This window comes from Chryseobacterium arachidis (genome assembly GCF_900129245.1).
GTDB lineage: Bacteria > Bacteroidota > Bacteroidia > Flavobacteriales > Weeksellaceae > Chryseobacterium > Chryseobacterium arachidis.
Map to the genome: position 1 here is coordinate 78060 of NZ_FQUT01000002.1, position 22550 is coordinate 100609.

Annotated in this window: 21 protein-coding genes; 6 read left to right on the plus strand and 15 right to left on the minus strand. The window is 35.9% G+C overall.

Going from position 1 to position 22550, the window contains the following annotated elements:
- The first annotated feature begins 167 nt into the window (after positions 1-167).
- On the plus strand, positions 168-1166 hold the full coding sequence (locus tag BUA89_RS04040; protein WP_072953365.1) for a zinc metalloprotease: 999 nt from the start codon (positions 168-170) through the stop codon (positions 1164-1166).
- Between the two features lie 58 nt (positions 1167-1224).
- Here BUA89_RS04040 and BUA89_RS04045 read toward each other — a convergent pair whose 3' ends face one another.
- From BUA89_RS04045 to BUA89_RS04100, 13 genes are all read right to left on the minus strand, one after another.
- On the minus strand, positions 1225-1794 hold the full coding sequence (locus BUA89_RS04045) for a GNAT family N-acetyltransferase (RefSeq protein WP_072953366.1): 570 nt from the start codon (positions 1792-1794) through the stop codon (positions 1225-1227).
- A gap of 45 nt (positions 1795-1839) precedes the next feature.
- Complete coding sequence (locus tag BUA89_RS04050; RefSeq protein ID WP_072953367.1) at positions 1840-3702, minus strand: M1 family metallopeptidase; 1863 nt, start codon at positions 3700-3702, stop codon at positions 1840-1842.
- 141 nt (positions 3703-3843) lie between these two features.
- Positions 3844-4032: a hypothetical protein gene (locus BUA89_RS04055; RefSeq protein ID WP_072953368.1), complete on the minus strand. Its 189-nt coding sequence runs from the start codon at positions 4030-4032 to the stop codon at positions 3844-3846.
- 126 nt (positions 4033-4158) lie between these two features.
- On the minus strand, positions 4159-4986 hold the full coding sequence (locus BUA89_RS04060; protein ID WP_072953370.1) for an endonuclease/exonuclease/phosphatase family protein: 828 nt from the start codon (positions 4984-4986) through the stop codon (positions 4159-4161).
- Positions 4987-5194: 208 nt separating this feature from the next.
- On the minus strand, positions 5195-7393 hold the full coding sequence (locus tag BUA89_RS04065; protein ID WP_072953371.1) for a M1 family metallopeptidase: 2199 nt from the start codon (positions 7391-7393) through the stop codon (positions 5195-5197).
- Positions 7394-7471: 78 nt separating this feature from the next.
- Positions 7472-7666 carry a hypothetical protein gene (locus tag BUA89_RS04070; RefSeq protein ID WP_072953373.1) on the minus strand — a complete coding sequence of 65 codons (195 nt, stop codon included), beginning with the start codon at positions 7664-7666 and terminating at the stop codon, positions 7472-7474.
- A gap of 3 nt (positions 7667-7669) precedes the next feature.
- Positions 7670-8926, minus strand: a complete 1257-nt coding sequence (locus tag BUA89_RS04075) for a S8 family serine peptidase (protein WP_072953375.1) — start codon at positions 8924-8926, stop codon at positions 7670-7672.
- Positions 8927-9084: 158 nt separating this feature from the next.
- The gene (locus BUA89_RS04080) at positions 9085-9663 is read right to left on the minus strand and encodes a hypothetical protein (RefSeq protein WP_072953377.1); all 579 of its coding nucleotides are present in this window, start codon (positions 9661-9663) and stop codon (positions 9085-9087) included.
- The gene (locus BUA89_RS04085; RefSeq protein WP_072953380.1) at positions 9663-10373 is read right to left on the minus strand and encodes a hypothetical protein; all 711 of its coding nucleotides are present in this window, start codon (positions 10371-10373) and stop codon (positions 9663-9665) included. The genes BUA89_RS04080 and BUA89_RS04085 overlap by 1 nt, the downstream gene beginning before the upstream one ends.
- Positions 10374-10388: 15 nt before the next feature.
- Positions 10389-10538, minus strand: a complete 150-nt coding sequence (locus tag BUA89_RS23060; protein ID WP_178362428.1) for a hypothetical protein — start codon at positions 10536-10538, stop codon at positions 10389-10391.
- A 12-nt stretch (positions 10539-10550) separates the two neighbouring features.
- Positions 10551-11258: a DUF2589 domain-containing protein gene (locus BUA89_RS22685; RefSeq protein ID WP_083531597.1), complete on the minus strand. Its 708-nt coding sequence runs from the start codon at positions 11256-11258 to the stop codon at positions 10551-10553.
- 515 nt (positions 11259-11773) lie between these two features.
- Positions 11774-12655, minus strand: coding sequence for an SDR family oxidoreductase (locus BUA89_RS04095; RefSeq protein WP_072953383.1), 882 nt, complete (start codon positions 12653-12655; stop codon positions 11774-11776).
- A gap of 412 nt (positions 12656-13067) precedes the next feature.
- Positions 13068-13478, minus strand: a complete 411-nt coding sequence (locus BUA89_RS04100) for a DUF1573 domain-containing protein (protein ID WP_072953385.1) — start codon at positions 13476-13478, stop codon at positions 13068-13070.
- Positions 13479-13636: 158 nt separating this feature from the next.
- On the opposite strand from BUA89_RS04100, the gene BUA89_RS04105 reads away from it, so the two are divergent.
- The 3 genes from BUA89_RS04105 to BUA89_RS04115 all read left to right on the plus strand — a co-directional run bounded on the left by BUA89_RS04105 (position 13637) and on the right by BUA89_RS04115 (position 18141).
- Positions 13637-14881 carry a sensor histidine kinase gene (locus BUA89_RS04105; RefSeq protein WP_072953388.1) on the plus strand — a complete coding sequence of 415 codons (1245 nt, stop codon included), beginning with the start codon at positions 13637-13639 and terminating at the stop codon, positions 14879-14881.
- Positions 14882-14892: 11 nt separating this feature from the next.
- Complete coding sequence (locus BUA89_RS04110) at positions 14893-15573, plus strand: response regulator transcription factor (protein ID WP_072953390.1); 681 nt, start codon at positions 14893-14895, stop codon at positions 15571-15573.
- Between the two features lie 276 nt (positions 15574-15849).
- Positions 15850-18141 (plus strand): GH92 family glycosyl hydrolase, encoded by a 2292-nt coding sequence (locus BUA89_RS04115; RefSeq protein ID WP_072953392.1) that lies wholly within the window; start codon positions 15850-15852, stop codon positions 18139-18141.
- Between the two features lie 203 nt (positions 18142-18344).
- Here the strand turns inward: BUA89_RS04115 and BUA89_RS04120 are convergent, their stop codons facing one another.
- The gene (locus tag BUA89_RS04120) at positions 18345-18719 is read right to left on the minus strand and encodes a winged helix-turn-helix transcriptional regulator (protein ID WP_072953394.1); all 375 of its coding nucleotides are present in this window, start codon (positions 18717-18719) and stop codon (positions 18345-18347) included.
- A gap of 109 nt (positions 18720-18828) precedes the next feature.
- Between BUA89_RS04120 and BUA89_RS04125 the strand changes: the two genes are divergently transcribed.
- Positions 18829-19431, plus strand: coding sequence for an FMN-dependent NADH-azoreductase (locus BUA89_RS04125; protein ID WP_072953397.1), 603 nt, complete (start codon positions 18829-18831; stop codon positions 19429-19431).
- Positions 19432-19616: 185 nt separating this feature from the next.
- On the opposite strand, the gene BUA89_RS04130 is transcribed toward BUA89_RS04125, so the two are convergent.
- On the minus strand, positions 19617-20948 hold the full coding sequence (locus BUA89_RS04130; RefSeq protein WP_072953403.1) for a dihydroorotase: 1332 nt from the start codon (positions 20946-20948) through the stop codon (positions 19617-19619).
- Positions 20949-21069: 121 nt separating this feature from the next.
- Here BUA89_RS04130 and BUA89_RS04135 point away from each other — a divergent pair, with 121 nt between their 5' ends.
- The gene (locus BUA89_RS04135) at positions 21070-22524 is read left to right on the plus strand and encodes a lipopolysaccharide biosynthesis protein (RefSeq protein WP_072953405.1); all 1455 of its coding nucleotides are present in this window, start codon (positions 21070-21072) and stop codon (positions 22522-22524) included.
- Positions 22525-22550 lie beyond the last annotated feature (26 nt).

A 22550-nucleotide genomic window follows, 5' to 3' on the forward strand; every position in this document is an offset into this window, starting at 1 on the left:
CAACAATTAAACTTAACATAATAACAAACAATAATTATATTAAGTAAAAACAAAATACCAAATCAATCATTTAATTAAATTATTCACATTAAATATTTAAAATAATTATTGCAAATTAATTCAAAATCATATAAATTCATAGTCTGAAATTTTAAAAAATAACGGTTATGAAAAAATTATTAATCGGAATCCTTGCTTTAGGATTCTTATCATCCTGTAACAGTGACAACATCACCAATCAACAAGAATTAGAAACACCTTCTGCTACGCCAGATGTAGCGAAAAGAGGATGTGCCTCTGAAGAAATAAGACAGGAAGCCTTAAAAAACAATCCTGAGCTAAGACAAAAATTCGCCGCTTTGGAAACCAACACGGAAAAATTTGCCAATGATCTGAAATTGGGAAAAGTGCTTGCCGACGGAACGGTAGAAATTCCCGTTGTTGTAAATGTCCTTTACAATACAACAGCTGAAAATGTTTCAGACGCCAGAATTGCAGAGCAAATTGCCGTTCTTAATGCAGATTTTACCGCAACCAACAGTGATATCAATAACATTCCAACCGAGTTTCAGGCGGTAAGTGCCGGAGATACAAAAGTTAAGTTCAGATTAGCAAATACGATCAGAAAGAAAACCAATACCAAAAGCTGGAAAACAAATGATGCCATGAAAAAAGCATCTACGGGAGGTCTTGACGCTACAAATCCTACAAATTATCTGAATATGTGGGTGGTAGGTAAAATGACAAGCCAGGGACAGACTATTTTAGGTTATGCCACCTTCCCTGAATCCGCAGGTCTGTGGAACGACGGTGTAGTGATTGCCGCTCCGTTCTTTGGCAAAACAGGAGCTTCTTCTCCTTTCAATTTAGGAAGAACGGCAACACATGAGGTTGGGCATTATCTGAACCTGAGACACATTTGGGGAGATGCCAACTGTGGAAACGATCTCGTTGCAGATACCCCGACACAGACAACCGCCAACTACGGAAAGCCGACTTATCCTTTGCTGAATACCTGCAGCGGAGTTCAAAGATCGGTAATGTTCATGAATTACATGGATTATGTTGATGATGCAGCCATGTTTATGTTCTCAGGAGGACAAAAAACAAGAATGCAATCCGTGGTAGCTTCTTCAGGAGCAAGATCCGGATTAAGAGTTTATTAAATATCAAAAACTGTATGAATACTCAGAATAGCCTTTTCGTTTTTGAAAAGGTTATTTTTTATTTAAGGCTTAAAAAATATAATGGATAATCAAGCTCAAAAGTTTCATGGAAAATTTCGAAGCCATTTTGTTGATAAAATATTCTGTTTTCAAGAGTTGTTGTTTCCACGTAAACTAATTCTCCTTCATATATTTTCAGTGATTCTTTTAAAAGATTTGTCCCGATTCCTTTTCCTTGATGATTGGTAAGAACACCCATCAACCACAAATGAACAAATTTTTCCCGGGGATGAAACCGTTTGAGCAATTTTTCCCGTTTTACAACTTTAAAAACATTTTCAATTCCGATACAATTAAAGAGAAGCTTTATTTCCAGTAAAATTTTCTTGACACCAAAACCTTTTTTATCCAGATATACAATACAGCCTTTCTCATCATCACTTAGAAACACACTTCCATAAAGCATCGAAATATCAAATTGAAATTCCATTAATGCCTTTAATCTTTTAGACCTGTCGCCGGATTTTTTTATGACAAAATTGATAGAATTGGGAATCAGAACATCAATAAAAGCCTGACTCAAAATATCAACTACTTTTTCTCTATCCTGAAAGGTGGCTTTTTTCATTTGGTTTCAACAAACTAAAAAAGCCCTCGTTGGAAGGCTTTTCATTTATAAATTTTTAGAATTATCGCTTGGTGTGTAATCCATAAAAATACCACCATCAAGATTCACCGATTTTACTTTTTTCTTGATCGGAACCGTTACCAGGGCTTTCTTTTGATCTTTTTCCCAGACAGCCGGTGAAAAATGCAGTTTCTCAACCGTTCCGTCTTCATAATTAATCTCCGTATCAAAAGGAATCGCAAAACCTCCAACGTTATCCACATGGATACTTAAAAGGTCATTCATCTGGCCTGCGTTCGTAACTTTTAAATCTATGTAATTGTTGGTGTAGAACCAATTATTAAAAAACCAATTCAGATTTTTACCCGAACCTGTATTCATCGAATTAAAATAATCCCACGGAATCGGATGCTTTCCGTTCCAGTTATTCATGTAATGCAGCAATGCTTTTTTAAACAGATCATCTCCTAAATAATCTTTCAAGGCTAAATATGATAAAGAAGCTTTCACGTAGGAATTGTTTCCGTATCCTGCTCCGCTTACCTGCGTGCTCATCGTAATGATCGGCTGGTCCTGCTCCGCAGAAGGATCGTTGATCCATCTTTTTACCCTGAAATTTTTATAAAATTCTTCAGCTTTGGCCTCACCGTTTTCGTCGATTCCGATTAAATATTCCAAAGTGGTTGCCCAGCCTTCATCCATGAAAGCGTAACGCGTTTCGTTGATTCCCATATAAAAAGGGAAATAAGTATGTGCAATTTCGTGATCTGCCGTCAGCCTTGCATCCTGAAAATCATCCGGAATACTGGTATCGTTGATCATCATTGGATATTCCATATCTGCGTACCCCTGAATGGCAGTCATTACATTGTATGGATATTCCACACCCGGCCATTTTTTTGAGAACCAATCCAGATTGTACTGCATCCATTCTACATAATGTTCGAAATCCTTTGCATCAAAATTATATCCGGCCTGTACACTTGCTCTTTTTGTTTTCAGCTGAACACTTGCCGCATCCCAAACGTAATGATTACTTAAAGCAAAACAGAAATCTGTAATATTGTTGGCTTTAAATTTCCAGACGTTCCACTTATTCTGCTTGGTTACCTTCCCGGATTTCATCTCATTCATCGTTGCGACATGTATAACTTTATCGCTTTTTAACGAAGCTTTATATCTTTTAAGATATTCCGGTTGAAGCACAGCATCAGGATTCAGAAAATCTCCCGTTGCCCAAACTACGTAATTTTTCGGAGCTGTGATGGCGAAACTATAATCATTAAAATCATTGTAAAACTCCTGTCTGTCGGAATGTGGAAGCATATCCCAGCCATTGTAATCGTCATAAACGGAAACTCTTGGGAAAGAATACGCCACGTAGAAGGTTTCAGGATCAATCTGTCCTTCTCTTCCACTTTGTACAGATAATGGATACTCCCACTCTATTTTGATTTCAGCTTTTGCTTTAGATTTCAAAACTGAATTGAGTTTCACTTTCTCTACAGTCCCCCAATCATCGCTGTTCACAGCATATTTTTCACCGTTTACAATAAATGATTTGATATGTAAACCCGACGAAAGAAAATCTTTAGAAACCACTCCTGATCTCGGAGCCTGAGGTTTGTGTAAATTATTAACGAACCTTATCGCCAGTTCGTTGAGGTCATTTGGGCTGTTGTTGGTATAGACAATGGTTTCTTTTCCTGAAACGGTCTTCGAATTGGCATCTACTTTTACCTCAACATTATAAATCCCTTTATTCTGCCAATAATTTTTCCCAGGAGCACCCGACAAGTCACGCGTTCCGTTTTCGTATGCTTTCCTGATATTTCTCGGCATATACAGTTCCTGTGCGGAAAATTGCCATGAAGCCAAAAGCATTACACCCAAAATCAATCTTCTCATTAAAGTCTTTTTAAATCAGTATTTAATCAAATATAAAAGTACAAAAAACGGCAATAAAATTATTACCGTTTCAATTTTTCTTGTTCAAAATCACCAGAAAATATTTTTCAATATATATGTGGTCCCAAAAAGGAATTATTTTTAAACATTATCTGTTTTCTTCAATAAACTTTTGAGTCTTAAACCTACTAAAATGCTAAAAAATGCAAGACCTGCCGCTGCCGCATAGAATCTCCAGTCGTTTGGGTTTTCTAATCTTTTGAAAAATACACACAGACTATAGACAAACATTACGCCTAAGAAAATAAAGCCTTGATTTTTTTTGTTCATTGTAGAGATTTTAATAGTTATTTTTTACTAAATAGATTAAAGCTGTAAAATTTAATCCTAGTTTAAAATATTAGTAACCATTTAGAAGTATTTGTTACAATAAAACAGCATAAAGTTTACTTACTTTTAAAACTGCAAATCTACCAGTACAGGAAAATGATCCGACGGATACAACAGATTTTCTCTTCTGTCGTTGATGTGTCGATGAGATTTGATTTTAAATCCTTTCACAAAAATATAATCAATTCTGTCTTTCGGAACTTCATTTACGTTGAAACCAGTGAACGTTCCTTTTGGCCCGTAATGTTTCGTTTCAGAATGATAGAAAGTATCCTGTAAGTTTTGAGACATAATTTTAATCGGTTCAGAATCTTCGGTTAAATTAAAATCACCGCTCACCGTTACCGGCAGATTTTTAGGATTAATTTCTTTGATTTTCTTTAAAATTAATTCAGAAGATTTCACTCTCGCTATATTTCCGATATGATCGAAGTGAAGATTCAGCGCCATGAATTCTTTTTTTGATTTTTTATCTTTGAAAACAGCATAGGTGCAAATTCTGTTCAAAGCGGCATCCCAGCCTTTTGATGGTTTTTCAGGTGTTTCAGAAAGCCAGAACGTGCCCGAGTTTACTATCTGAAGCCTGTTTGTATCATAAAAAATAGCAGAAAATTCACCTTTATCCTTTCCGTCATCTCTTCCAACACCTACATAATCGTAGTTCTTTAGACTTGTTTTAATATCCTTCATCTGATCCGGAAGTGCTTCCTGAACACCAAAATAATCGGGATGATAATATGTCAGTAAATCTGCCACCTCCTGTTTTCTGTTCGTCCATGAATTCTCTTTATCGGAGTCTACATTCAGTCTGATATTGAAGCTCATCACTTTAAGGTCCTGTGAAAACCCTAATGCAAAAGCCATCAGAAATACGATTGAAAATCTGAAATTCATAATTCTACATTTTAATTAATAAAGGAACAAAAGTAAGGCTTCTCTCGTAGGCAGCCTTCACAATCGGAAATTTTAATGTTAAATTCAATTAAAAATAAAAAACTCCGGAGAAATTTCCGAAGCCTGAACTTTTCTATTTTTATCATCCTTGTCAAGGTTTAAAATCTCGACAAGGATGGTTTCATTCTTAAAACCAAGCGTTAAAAATTTATTCTCTATTAAATTTAAATTCTCTTCCACCCTGATTAAAAGTAATGGTCTTCTTATCTTTGCTGAACGTCATTGAAATCTGTGCCTGTTCAAAGGTAAACGTATTATTCCCTGTATATTCCAAAGGAAATTCCGGCTGCCCGGTTGCCTGACCGTAAAGCTGGTTATTCTTTTCAGAAAATGTAATCTTCACCGGAAGATCTTTGCTTCCATAAGTTCCTGCAAACTCTTTGACGTTAATCTTTTCTACAGGTTTTGCCTGCGCGGAAGTCCATCCGTTATTTTTAGGGTCAGAATCAGGAATTTTAGAGTTAGGATCCAATTTTACCTGATCGATTTCTTTATCTGAATCTAACTTAAATGTCCATTCCGTATTTCTTTTCCAGATCTCAATCGGTAATTTCACAATCTTTTCCGTCCCATCTTTAAATTTCACCTGAACCATTGTCGGCATCGGCAACTGACCAATATTTTCAACCGTAATCTGAGCTCCGTTTTTAAAATCTCCGTTTACATATTTAACGTCTTTCACACCTTGATCGATTTTCCATTTGTTGATAAACCAACCTCTCCAGAACCAGTTCAGCTCTTCTCCTGAAACATTTTCCATGGTGTGGAAGAAGTCCCACGGTGTTGGATGTTTAAAAGCCCAACGTTTAATATAAGTTCTGAAAGCCTTATCAAATTTTTCAGGACCAAGAATAGACTCTCTTAAAACTCCCAATCCAAGTCCGGGCTTAAAATAAGCTAGTACTCCGATATTGCTTTCCTTCATATTGTCGGGTCCTACCATAATAGGCTCATAATTGTCATTCATCAGAAAAGCTCCCATCTGTGCAATATTTTTCTTTTCGTAATACTCACCTTTATTGAAAGCCTCCGTTGAAAGTTCATTAATAAAAGTATTGAACCCTTCATCCATCCAAGCAAATAATCTTTCATTAGAACCCACAATCATCGGAAACCAGTTGTGCCCGAATTCGTGATCGGTAACACCCCAAAGGCCTTCACCTTTAGAGTCCATATGGCAGAAAACGATTCCCGGATATTCCATCCCGCCTTCATTTCCTGCAACATTGGTTGCTGCCGGATAGGTATATTCGTACCATTTTGCAGAATAATGTTCAATAGAAGCTTTTGTATATTCGGTAGATCTTCCCCAGGCTTTTTCGCCAGCACTTTCTGCAGGGTATGCTGAAATCGCCAAAGATTTTTTACCACTCGGAAGATTAATTCTTGCCGCATCCAGAATAAAAGCCGGAGAGGAAGCCCATGCAAAATCTCTTGCCTGATTGATTTTAAACTTCCAAGTTTTCGTTCCAGACTGCTGATTTTTTCCGATTTCAGATTCAGAACGGATCATTACGGTTTTATCACTGTTTTTTGCCTGATCCCAACGGTTATTTTCTTCTTTTGAATACACTTCTTTTGAATTCAATAACTCTCCTGAAGCCACAACATAATGATTAGCCGGAACCGTAATATTGGCAGTGATATTTCCGTATTCCAGATAAAATTCGGAGGCACCGACATAAGGCAACGTGTTCCATCCCATGACATCATCATACACGCACATTCTCGGATACCATTGCGCCATGGTAAAGATTTTCCCGTTTTTCGTCTCTTGGATTCCCATTCTATCGGAACCGTATTTTGGAGAAAGGAAAGAATATTCAATTTTAATTTTCGCAACTCCTCCCTGCGCTTTCAGCTCTGAAGGAAGATCAATCTGCATTCTTGTATCTGTGATTGTATATTTCACATCCTTTCCATCCAGTTTTACAGATTTTATTTGGTAACCACCGTCAAATTCTTCACCATGTGCACCGTTCCGGCTTCCTGACATTGGAACAACTGCATTTCCTCTGGAATCTTTAGCAAATAAATTCTGATCCAATTGCAGCCATAAAAATTCCAGTTTATCCGGACTGTTGTTGGTATAGGTGATTTCTGCTGTTCCTGTCAGTTCATTTTTCGCTTCATTAAGGCTTATATCTAAATTATAATCCGTCGAATTTTGCCAGTATGCGTGCCCCGGTTGTCCGCTGGCAGACCTTGTTGGCGTACCTGTCTGGGTATAAAAAAATGGTTTAAAAGCTTCTACATAGTCATATTTTGGAGTTTCCTGAGCCAATGCCGATTGTGAAAAAAACACCACCGCCAAAGCAGAAACGAGGGTTGGAATTCTAAAGTTCATGTCGCTATTTTTTGATTAACAAAGTAAACAAAAATAAGACTTCTCTGAACAGAAAAGCCTTATTGATTAATTATATTGTTAAATTTCTTTATCTTCCTCTATCGAATGAAAATATGCTTCAAAATCTTTTAGAGAAACCGGCTTTTCACTTTCTAATTTTACTACCCCTATTGTTTTGTAGTGAGCGGCCGGTTTGATATTTTTCTTTTTAAGTTCTGCTTCCAGATGCTTAATATTAATGTCTTTTTTAAGTACCGCCAAATATGTTTTCATCTTTTATGCCTGTATTAATCCGCTTCCGATGTCTCTGTACTTCAGACCTTCGATCGGTTTTGCTTTGGTTTCTATTAATTCCCAGATTTCTTTCGCCGTTTTTTCAGGAAACTGTTCCATATACAACGCAACAAGCCCCGACACGTGTGGCGTTGCCATACTCGTTCCACTCATCGCATAGTAATTACCGCTTTTGTTTTTCGAATTTTTAGGATAGGAACTAAAGATATCAACGCCCGGAGCACAAATGTTGACATTTCCACCTGTTGATGGATTCAGTCCTGCATTGGAAAATTTAGCAATTTTCATTTGCCCGTCGATGGCTCCAACTGCCATGATCGAAGCGGCATTGGCAGGCATTGAAACAGGCTTCGGTACGGAAGGTCTGCTGCTGTCATTTCCCGCTGCTGCAATGATGACACAATTATTTTCTAATGCTCTTGCCCCAACGGTTTCAAAAAGCGGTGAAGGCGCATCGTTCAATTTCACAGCAGAAGCCAGTGAAAGAGATAGAATTCTGAATTTCTTGGTAATCGCCCAGTCAATTGCATCAATCACACTACTTGTTGTTCCTTTTCCTGCATCGGAAAGCACTTTTGCGATTTTTAAATTGGCATCTTTTGCAATTCCGTAACGTTTTCCGTTATCGAGCCTGATATTTCCGGTGGCCACTCCGGCGCAATGTGTCCCGTGACCGTTCGGATCGCGGTTCCAGTCTTCTCCGGCGATAAAAGATTTTCCTTCAATTCCTCTGCCTGAAAAATCAGGGTGTGATAATTCCAGACCCGTATCCAGAATACAGATATCAACACCTTTTCCCGTATACAGGGAATTTCCAAGACCGAGCGCCTTCAAGCCCCATTCCATTTCTACCAAAGATTTTTGTGGCAGCGGTTTATTTATAATATAATTTTCCAGCTCGGTGATTTTGTTTGCCAAATCTGTTGATTGCTTTTTCAATTCATTAATAATTGATAATTCATCAGCCGAAAAAAATTCTCTTTCTTTTTCAAAATAAACGATCGGATTAGAATCGTTTTTTACAGCACTTTTCAGTTGTGCCTCATTCATATTTTCGACAACAAGAATTCCTAAATTTTTATAGAGAACTCCGTTATCATTATCAATGATATCATGAGACCGGTTTTCCGACGAAAGAAATTCTGATGAGGTAATGGTAACTTCCAGCTCATTCTCAACTTTCTTGAGGGAATTTTTCTGCTGATCTTCAAGAACAACAATGTATCTTTCTTTTTCCATGGTTTTTGTTTTTCAAAGTGATTTTAAGTCTATTGTACGTTTCTAATTTTAACGCAAAGACCACAAAGTCTTTTTTTACAACTAACTGTTTTTAAGTTTCACAAAGACGTTTCACTTAAATAAGGACACAAAGATTTTAAATTATTACCTATTACAGATTAGATTAATTTTAGAAGGATTTTTTCAAGCAATAAGAAAATATCTTCCGAAATCATGCTTAATCTTAGTTTTTTATTAATCCCGGAAATCTGTGTATTATGATTAACTAAAGAATTCCAGAATATTTCAATCTTAGAGACAGAATTCAGATCTTTTACTTTATCATCATCCAGAACACTGTTTTGATATAATGAAACCATTAACCCCGAAAGCAGTTCTTCAGCTTCGTCAAGTTTCTTTTTTTCTTTCGCGTACATTTCCATCAAAAATCCGTGAATGGTTTCCATCCCGTTAAATGAAAAACCCCAAAGTGTTTCACGTTTTCCGGATGTCATTTTCTCCATCTGAACAGGATTAAAACCTCTTTTCACCGTAGCAAGCATATTCATGACTTTTAAGACTTCTGATTCGTAAGTGGTATTCCCTTTTGTTCTTAAATATCCTAAAAATTCGTTGAGGAACGCTTCAAACTGTCCATCAAAATCAAAAGATTTTAACAGATAAAGCTCCTGAACTTTATTAAAATGCTCAAGTAATTCCTTAATTTTCTGTATCGTATGATGAACGAGTTCCTGCATTATTCGAAAGTTATTTGTTCGACTGTTTTTCCGTCTTTATCGGTGTAGGAGACGATTCTGATACCTTCTTCTTCCATTTCCACATGAAGATTGATGAATAGTTTATCCTTATCTTCAGCAGAATTGGTATTCGGATCAATGTAGATATTGTTTAATTTTGAATTAATTAAGGTGTATCTATTTAAAACATCCCTGTAAATGACCTGCAACGCTTCAGACTCCGCCTCCGTAGAAGTGCCTTCTATAGGTCTTTCCATCGGTTTTGGTATATTGGCAGCAATAGCTCTTGTAGGAAGTTTAATATCCGGCGTCTGGGTTGTAGTGGTGGACAGTTTGCCCGATGAAATTCCCCCGGCTCTTACTCCATTCAACAAAACTTTAAAATCTTCAGTCTGAATATTTTTGGTTGAAATCGGCTGAATATTAAATTGTTTCTGTTTATTAATCAGAAGAATTCTTTCGTTAACATCCTGAACAAACTTGGTTTCATCTAATTTAAAATTCCTGTCCGCATCAGAATCGATATCGGTGATTTTGATGGGAATATCCATTTTCACACTCGGCAGCGAATATCTCGGAACTTTAAAATACTTTAAATACTCGTGTTGTGCATACTCTTTTGCAATCATAACAGCATTTTCGTCTGCTTTTTTACGAGCCTGAATTATCTCATTATTGAGATAATCCAGGTAATCTGATAATTTGATCATGTCTCGCAAAAGTTTTTATTGAGCAAGCAATCCAAGAACTTTTTCCAATCCTGCAGGCATTTCGTCGTTGGTAGCTTTCACTTTCACTCCAAGAGAATATTCTTTTTCCACTTTAATTCCTGTGCTTGAAGTTCTCTTGTAAGAAACATCTACATTGAATTTCACGGGTCCGAAACCTCATGAAGCTCCGGCTTTAATCCCGAATTCATCGCTTACGTCTTTCGTGTACGTTGAATTTAATTTTACGTTAAAATCAACCTCGCAAGTTTCAATTCTGAAGCTTGGAACGTTCAATAAGGCAATGAAAGGAACTGAAATTTCAACATCCTGTTCAATTGTAGGATCTACGTTCGGAGTGTCTGTTTCGTTTTTGTACTCAGGATTTGGAACGTGTTTTTTGTACTTGAATTCTGCCATACGAAGTTTGTCGTCGTCTCCATCCTTTTCGAAACCAACCTCTTTGATGAAGTTTACTGTACTGATTGAAGCGTTTGACTGAGCGGTAACACAAGCGTTCAATGGTCCTCCGATGATTTTTGCGAAATCGATGCTTCCCAACTCCGCGGCAAAATCTGCACTTTCTGCTCCCGAAGTTTTGAAAACCTGATCATCAGCAGCCATTCTTCCTGCGATCATTTTTAAAACTTCCGTAGATACACTTGCAAAAGATTTTTCCCACTTCTCATCGTAGTTTTTCTTGAAATCTTCGATGATGCTTAATAAATCTTTGTTTGAAAGACCTGCCAATTCAGAAGTTTCGATTCCTGAAACTTTTTCGTAAACTGCAGGAGTTAATGATTTTTCTAAACCTGTTAAAAGGTCAATTAATTCATTTTTTGTTTTTTTTGTGTGGTTTGCTTCCAACACTGACTTTAATGTTTCCATGTTTTGGTTTGTTTAGGTTATTAAAAATTTCTACTGCAAATTTATATTGCATCACAGTGAGGAAGCTCAGTAATTCACCTAAACTTAAACCGTAAAATCACCCAAATAAAAAAAGTAGATTCCCCGATAGAGAACCTACTTTTTGCTTTGTTTAAAAGGGTTTTACATTTTTTAAAATAGAAAACCCTTTTACATTTTCTGATTATCCGCAATATGCCATAATTAAATATCGCTTGCTGTAATCATGATTATTTTTTTACCACAACGTACACTAAGGTTATCCACAAAGCCCACAAATATTGTGTTCCTTGTGAAATCTTCAGTGCTCTTCGTGGCTAAAACCCAAGTATGATCAATAAAGGATGTTCAAATAAATTTTTATACACAATGTTATTCCGACGAAGGAGGAATCTCTACAAACGATAATGGATTCTTCACTCCACTTTATTCCTGAATGACAAACGCATTAATTAATCTTAACTCCTTAAAATAATTCTTAATAATTAAAATTAATACTAATTTGACTTTTTTGCTTTAATCATTGCTTCCAGAGCATCCCACATTTCCTGAGGAATATCTTCCAGCATGTTGAATTCTCCCGCACCCTGCAACCATTCTCCGCCGTCAATTGTTACCACTTCTCCATTCATATAAGCGGAATAATCGGAAACTAAATAGGCAGCAAGATTCGCCAGTTCCTGATGTTCTCCCACTCTTCGTAAAGGAACTTTTTTTCTCATATCGAATTTTTCCTGTAAATCGCCCGGAAGCAATCTGTCCCAAGCCCCTTTTGTAGGGAAAGGTCCCGGAGCGATTGCATTGAAACGGATCCCATATTTTGCCCATTCAACCGCGAGAGATCTCGTCATTGCTAAAACCCCGGCTTTTGCACAAGCGGATGGAACGACATAAGCAGAACCCGTCCATGAATAAGTCGTAACAATATTTAAAACCGTTCCCGGAGTTTTTGAATCGATCCAGTGTTTTCCGATGGAAAGCGTACAGTTTTTTGTTCCCTTTAATACAATATCTAAAATTGAGTCGAATGCAGAATGTGTTAATCTTTCTGTTGGCGAAATGAAATTCCCGGCCGCATTATTTAGTAGAATATCAATTTTTCCGAATTCTTTTAATGTAGCTTCCTTCATGGCTTCTACCTCATCCCAGTTTCTCACGTCACACGCAACACAAAGAACTTTTCCGCCAGTTTCGTCTTCCAATTCTTTTGCAGTTCCTTGTAATTTTTCTATATTTCTGGAGGTGATAACTACTTTTGCGCCTAGCTGAAGGAAATATTTGGTCATTGCTTTTCCAAGACCGCTCCCCCCGCCCGTGACGATGGCTACTTTATCTTTTAGTGCGTCTTCACGCAACATGGGTTGTGTATAAAGATTCATACGTTTTATTTTTTCTTAAAAATAATAAATATTGAAACGTGATACGATAAAATGATTTGAGAAATAATGCTGTAAATAGTTATTTATTTTTACCGCAAAAGATTCCAAAGAATTTGTTGTGAAAGAATTCAAAGTTTACAAAAATGTGGCTATTCCTGAAAGATTGATAAATTTTGTGGGCTCAAACCTCATAGGTTTTTGAAAACCTATGAGGTTTATTATTCTTAACAGTCGCAAATTCCTAGCCCAGATAGGAACGGCATCCTTTTTTGTTGCGGCTGGAGCGAAGCGGAAGCCGTAACAAAAAAGATACAGTGGATAGCTGGAAATAGCTCCCAATAAAAACAAAAACAGCCCGATAAATAGTTTATCCGGCTGTTTTTATATTGAACAAGATTAAATTTAATCCAAATTAAGAAGCAACAACAGTTCCTTTGAAGGTAAGTGTTTTTGGCGTTTTGCTGTCACTAGTTGTAACGTTTACTGTTTTCATAAAAGCTCCTGCTGATGCCGCATTGTAGCTCGCTTCAACAAATCCTTTTTTCCCCGGAAGGATAGGAGTTTTTGTGTAGTCTGCTGTTGTACATCCACAAGATGGTGCCACATTCTCAATGATGATTGGCTTTTTTGAAGTATTGGTAAATTCGAATCTGATTAACTTTGGTTTTCCCTGAGGAATATTCCCTACATCGATAGATTCTGATTTCCAGGTAACGTCTGCAAGCATTCTTACTACTGGCGCATTGTCAGTCGGAAATACATTTGCATAAAACGGAGAAAATGCCAAAACTGCTAAAAGAGCTGTAATTTTTAAATTTTTCATGAGTATAAATTTTAATAGTTAAAAGAACCGATATCTTTTGTTATCGCAAATGTAAGAGGAATATGAATACGACTTGTTAATTGCTATCAAACATTTGTTAATAAGTTGTTAATGATAAAAGATTAATAGATATTTTTGGATAATATTGTTTCTGTAAAATGGAAATAAAAAAGCTCAATATTATCATTACCCTCGGGTTTGTCGCTATTATCGGAATTTTAATAGCACAGCTTTTGTGGACCCGGCAAGCTTATAATCTTGAGGATGAAAAATTTGACCAAAAAGTAAACATTGCTTTAATGGAGGTGGTAGAAAAGCTATCCGGAGGGGAAGCTTCTTTTACGGAAAGCCCCGTAAAAAATATTTCTAACGATTACTACGTAGTTAATATTAACAACGAATTCCACCCTGCTGTACTGGAACACTATCTGAAAACTGAATTTACACGGCTGCAAATAAATACCGATTATGTTTACGCATTATACAATTGCCACAGTGATAAAATGATGTATGGAAAATATGTGTCTAAGCATCAGGAAAGTCCTAACAAGGCTATTAAATTTCCAAAGCACAAAAATCTGGTGTATTATTTTTCGATACGTTTTCCGGATAAAGCTACATATCTCATCAGTTCTTTACGCTTTTGGTATTTGCTTACATTTGCTTTGATTATTATTCTTTTGGTCTATGTTTATTCGATTTATACGATTATTCAGCAGAAAAAGTTTTCAGAACTGCAGCGGGATTTTATCAATAATATGACGCATGAGTTCAAAACTCCCCTTTCATCAATACTTCTGGCTTCCGAAGCATTGACAAAGCAAGATCTTATTAAAGAAAATCTAAAGTTAAAAACGTACACATCGATCATCACCGACCAAAGTCATAAGCTTAATAATCATATTGAAAAAATATTGAATATTGCTAAAAATGATGCTTCCGGCCTGTCTTTAAAACCTCAAAGAATTGTTTTATTGCCTTTTATCCAGGAAATTGCTGATTCCATCAAGCATAAAAATGAGAATCTTTCTATTGCAGTAGACATAGATAGTACTGATTCTATTATTGCTGACGAATTTCACTTTACCAACATCATTTACAATATTTTAGACAACTCGATTAAATATTGTGACACACAGCCGACTATTAAAATTTCTTCCATTAAAGATTCAAAAGGTTTATATTTAAAGTTTAAAGACAACGGAATAGGAATTCCGGCTAAAAATATTCCTCATATTTTTGATAAATTTTACAGGGTAAATACCAACAAAAGTGATGAGGTGAATGGCTTTGGGCTCGGATTATTTTATGTAAAAAAGATCGTCCAGCAACATCACTGGAAAATTTCAGTTGAAAATAATACGGATAAAGGAATTACGATCACGCTGTTTTTACCATTTTAAATGTGCAATTCATGGAAAAATCTAAAATTCTATATGCCGAAGACGACAAAACGATAGCTTTTCTTATTCAGGACAGTCTGGAGAGTTATTATGACATTTCCTGTTATTCCGATGGGAAATCTGCGTTCGAAGCCTTTAATCATGAAAGTTTTGACATTTGCCTTTTAGATATCATGATGCCCGAAATGAATGGTTTTGAATTGGCAGAACGAATCCGTGAAAAAAATTCTGAGATCCCGATCATTTTCATTTCCGCTAAAGCGCTGAAAGAAGACAGAATCAAAGGATTAAAAATTGGCGCAGATGATTATCTGGTAAAACCATTCAGCATCGAGGAGCTGATTTTAAAAATTGAAGTTTTCCTGAAACGATCAAAGAAAACAAATATTTCTCCATCAAAATACAAAGTTGGAAAATACGATTTTGATCCTCAAAATTACACCTTACAGGATTCTAAAAATACGGTTACTCTTACCCAAAGAGAATCTGAATTGCTTCTCTATTTCATTCGTAACAAAAACACGGTGCTGAAAAGGCAGGATATTCTGAAAGCAGTTTGGGGTGATGATGATTATTTTATGGGACGAAGCCTTGATGTTTTTATTTCAAGATTACGAAAAGTATTTGCCGATCAGGAAAATATTGTCATTGAGAATCTGCATGGAATTGGCTTTCGTTTTTCTGAGAAGTGATTTTTTTTGGTTAATCGCAAAGACGTAAATTTTAATTTAAAATAACCGTTTTAAGGCGCAAGGATTTTATCTTCGATAAAATTTAATGTATTGTATAAACTCTTTGCCGAAAATCTTTGATTTTCTTGCGCCTTAAAACAGTAAAGATTAAAAAATCTTTGCGCCTTTGCGATTAACCAAAAGCATATTTTCATCCATTTCATTTTAAACAAATAAAACGATAAACAATTATTCTTCGATTTTATCTAAATTTAATCTCCGAAAAAATATTCATTCATGAGAAGGCTAGGAACTCTTATATTTCTTTTATTTTTCAGTTTATATTGTAAAGCTCAAAAATTCGAAAAATTATATCAATACGTTAATCCGTTGATCGGGACAGAAAAAATGGGACATACTTATCCCGGCGCAACAGCCCCGTTCGGAGCGGTTCAGCTAAGTCCTGAAACAGACACTATTTCTTATGAAATGAACGGAAAATACAACGGTGATGTTTACAAATATTGTGCAGGGTATCGTTACGAAGACAAAACTATTGTAGGTTTCAGTTCCACACATTTTAGCGGAACGGGACATTCTGATTTAGGAGATTTTCTCGTAATGCCGACTGTCGGAAAATTACAGTTGAATCCAGGAACAGCAACAAATCCTGAAAGTGGCTACAGGAGCAGATTTTCTCATCAGAATGAAACCGCAGAAGCAGGATATTATAAAGTGAAACTGGATGATTACAATATTTTGGCGGAATTGACTTCCACAACAAGAGTCGGAGTTCATCGATATACTTTTCCAAAGTCTGATCAGGCTCATATTATCTTAGATTTGATGGCTGGAATTTACAACTATGACGGAAAAAATGTCTGGACTTACGTTCGTGTAGAAAACGGAAATACGATTACCGGTTACCGACAGACAAACGGCTGGGCAAGAACAAGAACAGTTTATTTTGCCATGAAATTTTCAAAGCCATTTAAATCTTACGGTCAGAAAAATTATGACGGAAAGCAAGTTTATGGTGGATTTTGGAGAAAATTCGACCAAACCAAAAACTTCCCTGAGATTGCAGGAAAAAATCTGAAAATGTATTTTGATTTTGATACGAATGAAAATGAAGCGATTGAAGTTAAATTGGCAATATCACCTGTAAGTCAAGCCAATGCATTGGAAAATTTAGAAAAAGAAGCCGGAAGTTTATCTTTTGACCAAGTAAAAGCGCAAACGCAGGAAAACTGGAATAAAGAATTAAATAAAATCATCATCAAAGGTTCTGATACCGAAAAAACGAATTTTTATACGGCGATGTATCATACTTTTATCAATCCTACTACTTACAATGATACGAATGGCGAATATAAAGGTCTAGATCAAAACATTCATAAAGCTGAAAATTTTACAAATTATACAACTTTCTCGCTTTGGGATACGTATCGTGCGCTTCATCCTTTCTTTAATATTATTCAGCCTAAAAGAAATGGTGATATGGTGAAATCGATGATGGCTCATTATGATCAGTTTTCTATGAAAATGTTGCCAATCTGGTCACATTACGCGAATGACAATTGGTGTATGAGCGGTTATCACAGTGTGGGTGTTGTTGCTGACGCGATTATCAAAGGGAATTATGACGGAGATAAAAAAGCAGCATTAATAGCTTGCGTAGAAACTGCCAACAAAAGAGATTATGAAGGAATCGGACAATATATAGATTTGGGCTACATTCCTGCCGAGAAAAACGGAACTTCGGTTTCGAACACGTTGGAATATGCTTACGACGATTGGGCAATTGCACAATTGGCGAAACATTTAGGCGAAACGGAAACTTACAATCAGTTTATCAAACGTTCTGAAAACTGGAAAAATAATTTTGATAAAACGGTCGGATTTATGCGTCCTCGTTTGACGGATGGAAGTTTTAAGAAAGATTTTAATGCGTTGAGCACTCACGGACAAGGCTTCATTGAGGGAAATTCCTGGAATTACAGTTTCTTTGTTCCTCAAAATCCGGATGAATTAATTACTTTGATGGGCGGAAAGAAAAAATTCGCTGCAAAATTGGATGAATTATTTACGATGCATTTGCCGGACGAGTTTTTTGCAGACACCGAAGATATTACACGGGAAGGGATTATCGGAGGCTACGTTCACGGAAACGAACCGGCACATCATGTGGCTTATCTTTACAATTGGGCAGGACAACCCTGGAAAACACAGGCACAGATCAGAAGGATCTTAGAAATGCAATATAAAGCCACTCCTGATGGATTGGGCGGAAATGACGATACAGGACAAATGAGCGCCTGGTATATTTTGAGCTCGCTTGGTTTTTATCCTGTTGCTCCGGGTTCTGAAGATTATGCAATCGGAAGTCCTGCTGTTGATCATGCTGTTTTGAATTTGGAAAACGGAAAAACATTTGAAATTGAAGCGATTAATCAAAGTCCGAAGAATGTGTATGTTCAAAAAATTCTTTTGAATGGAAAGGAAATTAAAAACTTTACATTGAAACACTCTGAAATTATGAATGGCGGGAAGTTGAGTTTTTATATGGGAGCTAAACCTAAAAAATGATTTTGTTTAGATATAATTGTGCTAATTTTCATAAATTTAAATTATACGCGTTACTGTCATTCTGAACGAAGCGAAAGCGGAGTGAAGAATCTTTTGTAATTCTCTCGCAGATTTTGTAGATCACGCAAATTTTTAACATAACCATCTGAGAAATCTGTGGGAAATTAAATCAAAAAAGACTGCGATTTGCAGTCTTTTTTATTTTAAAAATCTTCTTTAATCTTTCTTTTATGTGTTTTCCCCCATTGTGAAAGCGCAATGATGACAGGTTTCAATGTTCGGCTATAGTCCGTTGAGATGTATTCTACAACAACTGGCGTTTGATCTGCATGAACGACTCTTTTAACGAAACCATTTAATTCAAGATCTTTTAATTCATTGGAAAGAACCCTTGCCGAAATTCCATGAATATTTCTTTGAAGTTCATTAAATCTAATATTCCCACTTTCCTGAAGGACGATAATAATTTTCAGTTTCCATTTTCCACCAATAACATAGATGGCATCTTCCACAGAGGAAAGATTTTCGGAGCATCTTTGTGCAGTGATGGGTTCTTCTAAAACAATAGTATTTTCCATAAGCTTTAATTTAACTAACCTAAAGGTTACTACTAACCTTTTGTTTACTACTTACTTTTGATAAGCAAATGTACATAATTTTGCTGTAGAAATTTTAATCATTAAAAAAATGAAAAATATACTTCATATCATTACAAGTCCGAGAGCAGAAGTTTCTGCAAGTAGAAAATTAGGAAAAGCTGTTGTTAAAAAAATTCAGGAAAAATATGCTGATGCCGTTGTTAAAGAACGTGATCTGACAAAAAACTTAGTTCCGCTTTTGGAAGAAGTGCACATCAACACCTTTTTCTCTCCGGCAGAAAATCATTCTCCTGAGCAAGCGGAAATCAATGAATATTCTCAGGGATTAATTTCAGAATTACAGGAAGCAGATATTATCGTTATTGATTCTCCGATGTACAATTTCTCGGTTCCGGCTACTCTTAGAGCTTATTTTGATTTTACTTCGAGAGCAGGATATACTTTTAAATATGATGAAAACGGTCCAAAAGGCTTATTGAATAACAAAAAATTATACATCGCCTTCACTTCTGGCAATATTTATTCCGAAGGTCCTAATCAAATTTACGACTCTAATGTACCTTACATTAAAAACGTTTTTGGATTTTATGGAGTAACGGATGTCAGCGTTTTCCGTGCTGAAGGTTTGGCGATTCCGGGAATTATGGAAAATTCTTTGGAAAAAGCGATTGAAGGGATTACTATTGATTAATTTTTAATAACTATTAGTAAATTAATCCTTGTCAAGGTTTAGAACCTTGACAAGGATTTTTCATTTAAAAATCTGCGTGAGAAATAAATAAGTTTTGGTAAAGCTAATTTTTGATATTATACAATAAAAAAAGCGGATTAAAATCCGCTCTTCTATTGATATAATGATGGTATTCTAATTTATTCCTAAACTTCAAAAAGCAGACGTTCCCCGAATTTCTGTTCATTGATCTTTCCATTTTCATATACCAGATTTCCGTTGACAAAAGTGTGGGTAACTTTAGAATGAAAATTCATTCCTTCCAATGGGCTCCAGCCGCATTTGTAAAGGATGTTTTCTTTTTCTACCGTCCAGTTTTCATTTAAATCCACCAAAACTAAGTCTGCTTTATAACCTTCTCTCACAAAACCTCTTTTTTCCACTCTGAAAAGAATGGCAGGATTATGAGCCATTTTTTCAACGATTTTCTCTAAAGAAATTTTACCGTTTTTATAATTTTCCAACATTACCACCAAAGAATGTTGAACCAAAGGCGCTCCGGAAGGACATTTTAAATATGTATTTTGTTTTTCTTCCCATGTGTGGGGCGCATGATCCGTTGCAATCACATCGATTCTATCGTCCAACAAGGCTTCCCAAAGTCCGTCTTTGTCTTTTTGGGTTTTTACGGCAGGATTCCATTTAATTAATCCGCCTTTTGTTTCATAATCTTCATTGGTAAAAGTAAGATGATGAACGCAAACTTCCGCTGTGATTTTTTTATCTTTTAGCGGAATATCATTTCTGAACAGTTCCGTTTCTTTTGCCGTTGATAAATGAAAAACATGAAGTCTCGCTCCCGTTTTTTTTGCCAATTCGATTGCTTTTGACGAAGATTTATAACAGGCCTCCTCACTTCTGATCAAATGATGGAATTTTACAGGAATATCTTCACCATACTCATCCATATATTTCTGAGTATTGGCTTTAATGGTCGCTTCATCTTCGCAATGAACGGCAATCAGCATTTTTGTATTGCTGAAAATATTTTCAAGTGTTTCAGGATTGTCAACCAGCATATTTCCAGTCGAAGAACCTAGAAATAATTTAATTCCGGGAACGTTTCTTGGATTTGTTTTTAAAACTTCTTCCAGATTATCATTCGTTCCTCCCATCATAAACCCATAATTTGCGTAGGCTTTTTGAGCAGCAATTTCGTATTTATCTGCCAATAATTCCTGTGTTACAGCATTCGGAACAGTGTTGGGCTGGTCGATAAAACTTGTTGTTCCACCCGCAATTGCCGCACGAGACTCAGTTTCAATTTCGCCTTTATGGGTTAAACCCGGCTCACGGAAATGTACCTGGTCATCGATTACACCCGGTAAAAGATATTTTCCCGAACCATCAATAATCTGATCTGCTTCTTCAGAAATCAGGGAGTCTATTTTGGAAATTAAATCGTTTTCGATAAGAATATCACCTGAGAAAATTTTTCCTTCATTGACGATTTGGGTATTTTTTATAAGAATTTTCATGTACTTCTTTTAGAGATTAGATTCATATTGCACAAATTTAATATTTTCAAAACTGATTTTTAAACATCAATCAGAAAATTGTGAATTCTAATATTTACATTTGCATTTTAAAAACCTAAAATTGTATAAGAAACTATTTGGACAAACTGCTGTATACGGCCTTAGTTCGGTATTGGTAAGAATTTTCCCCTTTCTTATTGCACCCATCGTTACAAAAGCTTTCGGACCGTCTGCCTCTTCTCCTTTTGTAGATTGGTATTCTATTGCCGGAGTAATTACCGTTTTCCTTACCCACGGGATGGAAACTTCTTTTTTCCGTTTTGCACAGGAAGGTGATATTGATAAGAAAACATTGGTTTCCACTTGCGCATTAAGCATCTTGGGAACAGGATTTATTTATTTGCTGTTAGGATATGTTTTCAGGCAGGATCTTGCCAATGCTTTCGAAACTCCGGATCAGGTTAATTATTTGGTGATCTTCCTTTTCATCTTATCTTTTGATGCCTTTTCCACGATTCCTTCTGCTGTTTTAAGACTCGAAGGAAAACCTGTTCAGTATATGCTTTCAAAGGTAATCGGGTCCTTGGTCTATTATTTTTTGGTTGTATTTTTCATCAAATGGCTTCCACATTATCCCCATGGTATTTTAGGAATTAAATATGATCCTGAAATTGGAGTCGGTTATGTGTTCATTGCCAATTTAGTGCAAAGCGTTATTACTTTAGCCATTGTAGGAAAAGAGTTTGTGAATTTCAGTTTCCGTAAATTCGATTTCAGCCTTTGGAAAAGAATTATGAATTATTCCTGGCCGGTAATGATTGCAGGTCTTGCCGGGATTATCAACCAGACATTAGACCGACAGTTTTTAAAATATTTATTACCCAAAGAAGAAGCAAAACACCAGATTGGTGTTTACGGTGCGGTTTATAAAATTGCAACATTTATTACGGTTTTCAGGCAGGCCTACCAACTGGGAATTGAGCCATATTTTTTCTCAAGTTTTAAAGACAAAAACAATCATAAAACCTATGCCGTGTTAATGGATATTTTTGTGATCTGTAACTGTTTAATTTATATTGGATTAATGGTTAACCTTCAATGGATTTCTGAAAAATATTTAAAAAATCCTCTTTATTATGAAGGAATCGAAATCATTCCTTTCGTGATGTTAGGTGCTTTATTTTTAGGAATTTACCTGAATTTATCCATTTGGTACAAACTTTCGGATCAGACCCGGGTAGGCTTGTATATTTCTCTGATTGGGGCGGCTATTACGATATTCATCAACTTTACATTTATCCCCAAATACGGATACTGGGCCAGTGCCTTTGCCGCATTAATTACCTACTCCAGCATGATGATTATTTCTTATGTCTGGGGAAAAATACAGTACCCCATTCATTATAATATAAAAAAGATCTCTATTTATCTTTCTTTGTCAATTATCATTTCTATGGTATCTTTTTACTACTTTAGAGCCAATTTTCTAATTGGGAACGGATTATTTCTTTTATTTATAGCATTTCTTGTTTATAATGAAAGAACCATGATCAATAAAATACTTAGAAGGTCTTAAAAAATAACTAAAAATTAAAATTCATT

What these genes read in the sequence shown, in the direction of transcription:
- BUA89_RS04040 (WP_072953365.1), top strand. Translation starts at nt 168, where the DNA reads ATGAAAAAATTATTAATCGGAATCCTTGCTTTAGGATTCTTATCATCC.
- BUA89_RS04045 (WP_072953366.1), bottom strand. Translation starts at nt 1,794, where the DNA reads ATGAAAAAAGCCACCTTTCAGGATAGAGAAAAAGTAGTTGATATTTTG.
- BUA89_RS04050 (WP_072953367.1), bottom strand. Translation starts at nt 3,702, where the DNA reads ATGAGAAGATTGATTTTGGGTGTAATGCTTTTGGCTTCATGGCAATTT.
- BUA89_RS04055 (WP_072953368.1), bottom strand. Translation starts at nt 4,032, where the DNA reads ATGAACAAAAAAAATCAAGGCTTTATTTTCTTAGGCGTAATGTTTGTC.
- BUA89_RS04060 (WP_072953370.1), bottom strand. Translation starts at nt 4,986, where the DNA reads ATGAATTTCAGATTTTCAATCGTATTTCTGATGGCTTTTGCATTAGGG.
- BUA89_RS04065 (WP_072953371.1), bottom strand. Translation starts at nt 7,393, where the DNA reads ATGAACTTTAGAATTCCAACCCTCGTTTCTGCTTTGGCGGTGGTGTTT.
- BUA89_RS04070 (WP_072953373.1), bottom strand. Translation starts at nt 7,666, where the DNA reads ATGAAAACATATTTGGCGGTACTTAAAAAAGACATTAATATTAAGCAT.
- BUA89_RS04075 (WP_072953375.1), bottom strand. Translation starts at nt 8,926, where the DNA reads ATGGAAAAAGAAAGATACATTGTTGTTCTTGAAGATCAGCAGAAAAAT.
- BUA89_RS04080 (WP_072953377.1), bottom strand. Translation starts at nt 9,663, where the DNA reads ATGCAGGAACTCGTTCATCATACGATACAGAAAATTAAGGAATTACTT.
- BUA89_RS04085 (WP_072953380.1), bottom strand. Translation starts at nt 10,373, where the DNA reads ATGATCAAATTATCAGATTACCTGGATTATCTCAATAATGAGATAATT.
- BUA89_RS22685 (WP_083531597.1), bottom strand. Translation starts at nt 11,258, where the DNA reads ATGGAAACATTAAAGTCAGTGTTGGAAGCAAACCACACAAAAAAAACA.
- BUA89_RS04095 (WP_072953383.1), bottom strand. Translation starts at nt 12,655, where the DNA reads ATGAATCTTTATACACAACCCATGTTGCGTGAAGACGCACTAAAAGAT.
- BUA89_RS04100 (WP_072953385.1), bottom strand. Translation starts at nt 13,478, where the DNA reads ATGAAAAATTTAAAAATTACAGCTCTTTTAGCAGTTTTGGCATTTTCT.
- BUA89_RS04105 (WP_072953388.1), top strand. Translation starts at nt 13,637, where the DNA reads ATGGAAATAAAAAAGCTCAATATTATCATTACCCTCGGGTTTGTCGCT.
- BUA89_RS04110 (WP_072953390.1), top strand. Translation starts at nt 14,893, where the DNA reads ATGGAAAAATCTAAAATTCTATATGCCGAAGACGACAAAACGATAGCT.
- BUA89_RS04115 (WP_072953392.1), top strand. Translation starts at nt 15,850, where the DNA reads ATGAGAAGGCTAGGAACTCTTATATTTCTTTTATTTTTCAGTTTATAT.
- BUA89_RS04120 (WP_072953394.1), bottom strand. Translation starts at nt 18,719, where the DNA reads ATGGAAAATACTATTGTTTTAGAAGAACCCATCACTGCACAAAGATGC.
- BUA89_RS04125 (WP_072953397.1), top strand. Translation starts at nt 18,829, where the DNA reads ATGAAAAATATACTTCATATCATTACAAGTCCGAGAGCAGAAGTTTCT.
- BUA89_RS04130 (WP_072953403.1), bottom strand. Translation starts at nt 20,948, where the DNA reads ATGAAAATTCTTATAAAAAATACCCAAATCGTCAATGAAGGAAAAATT.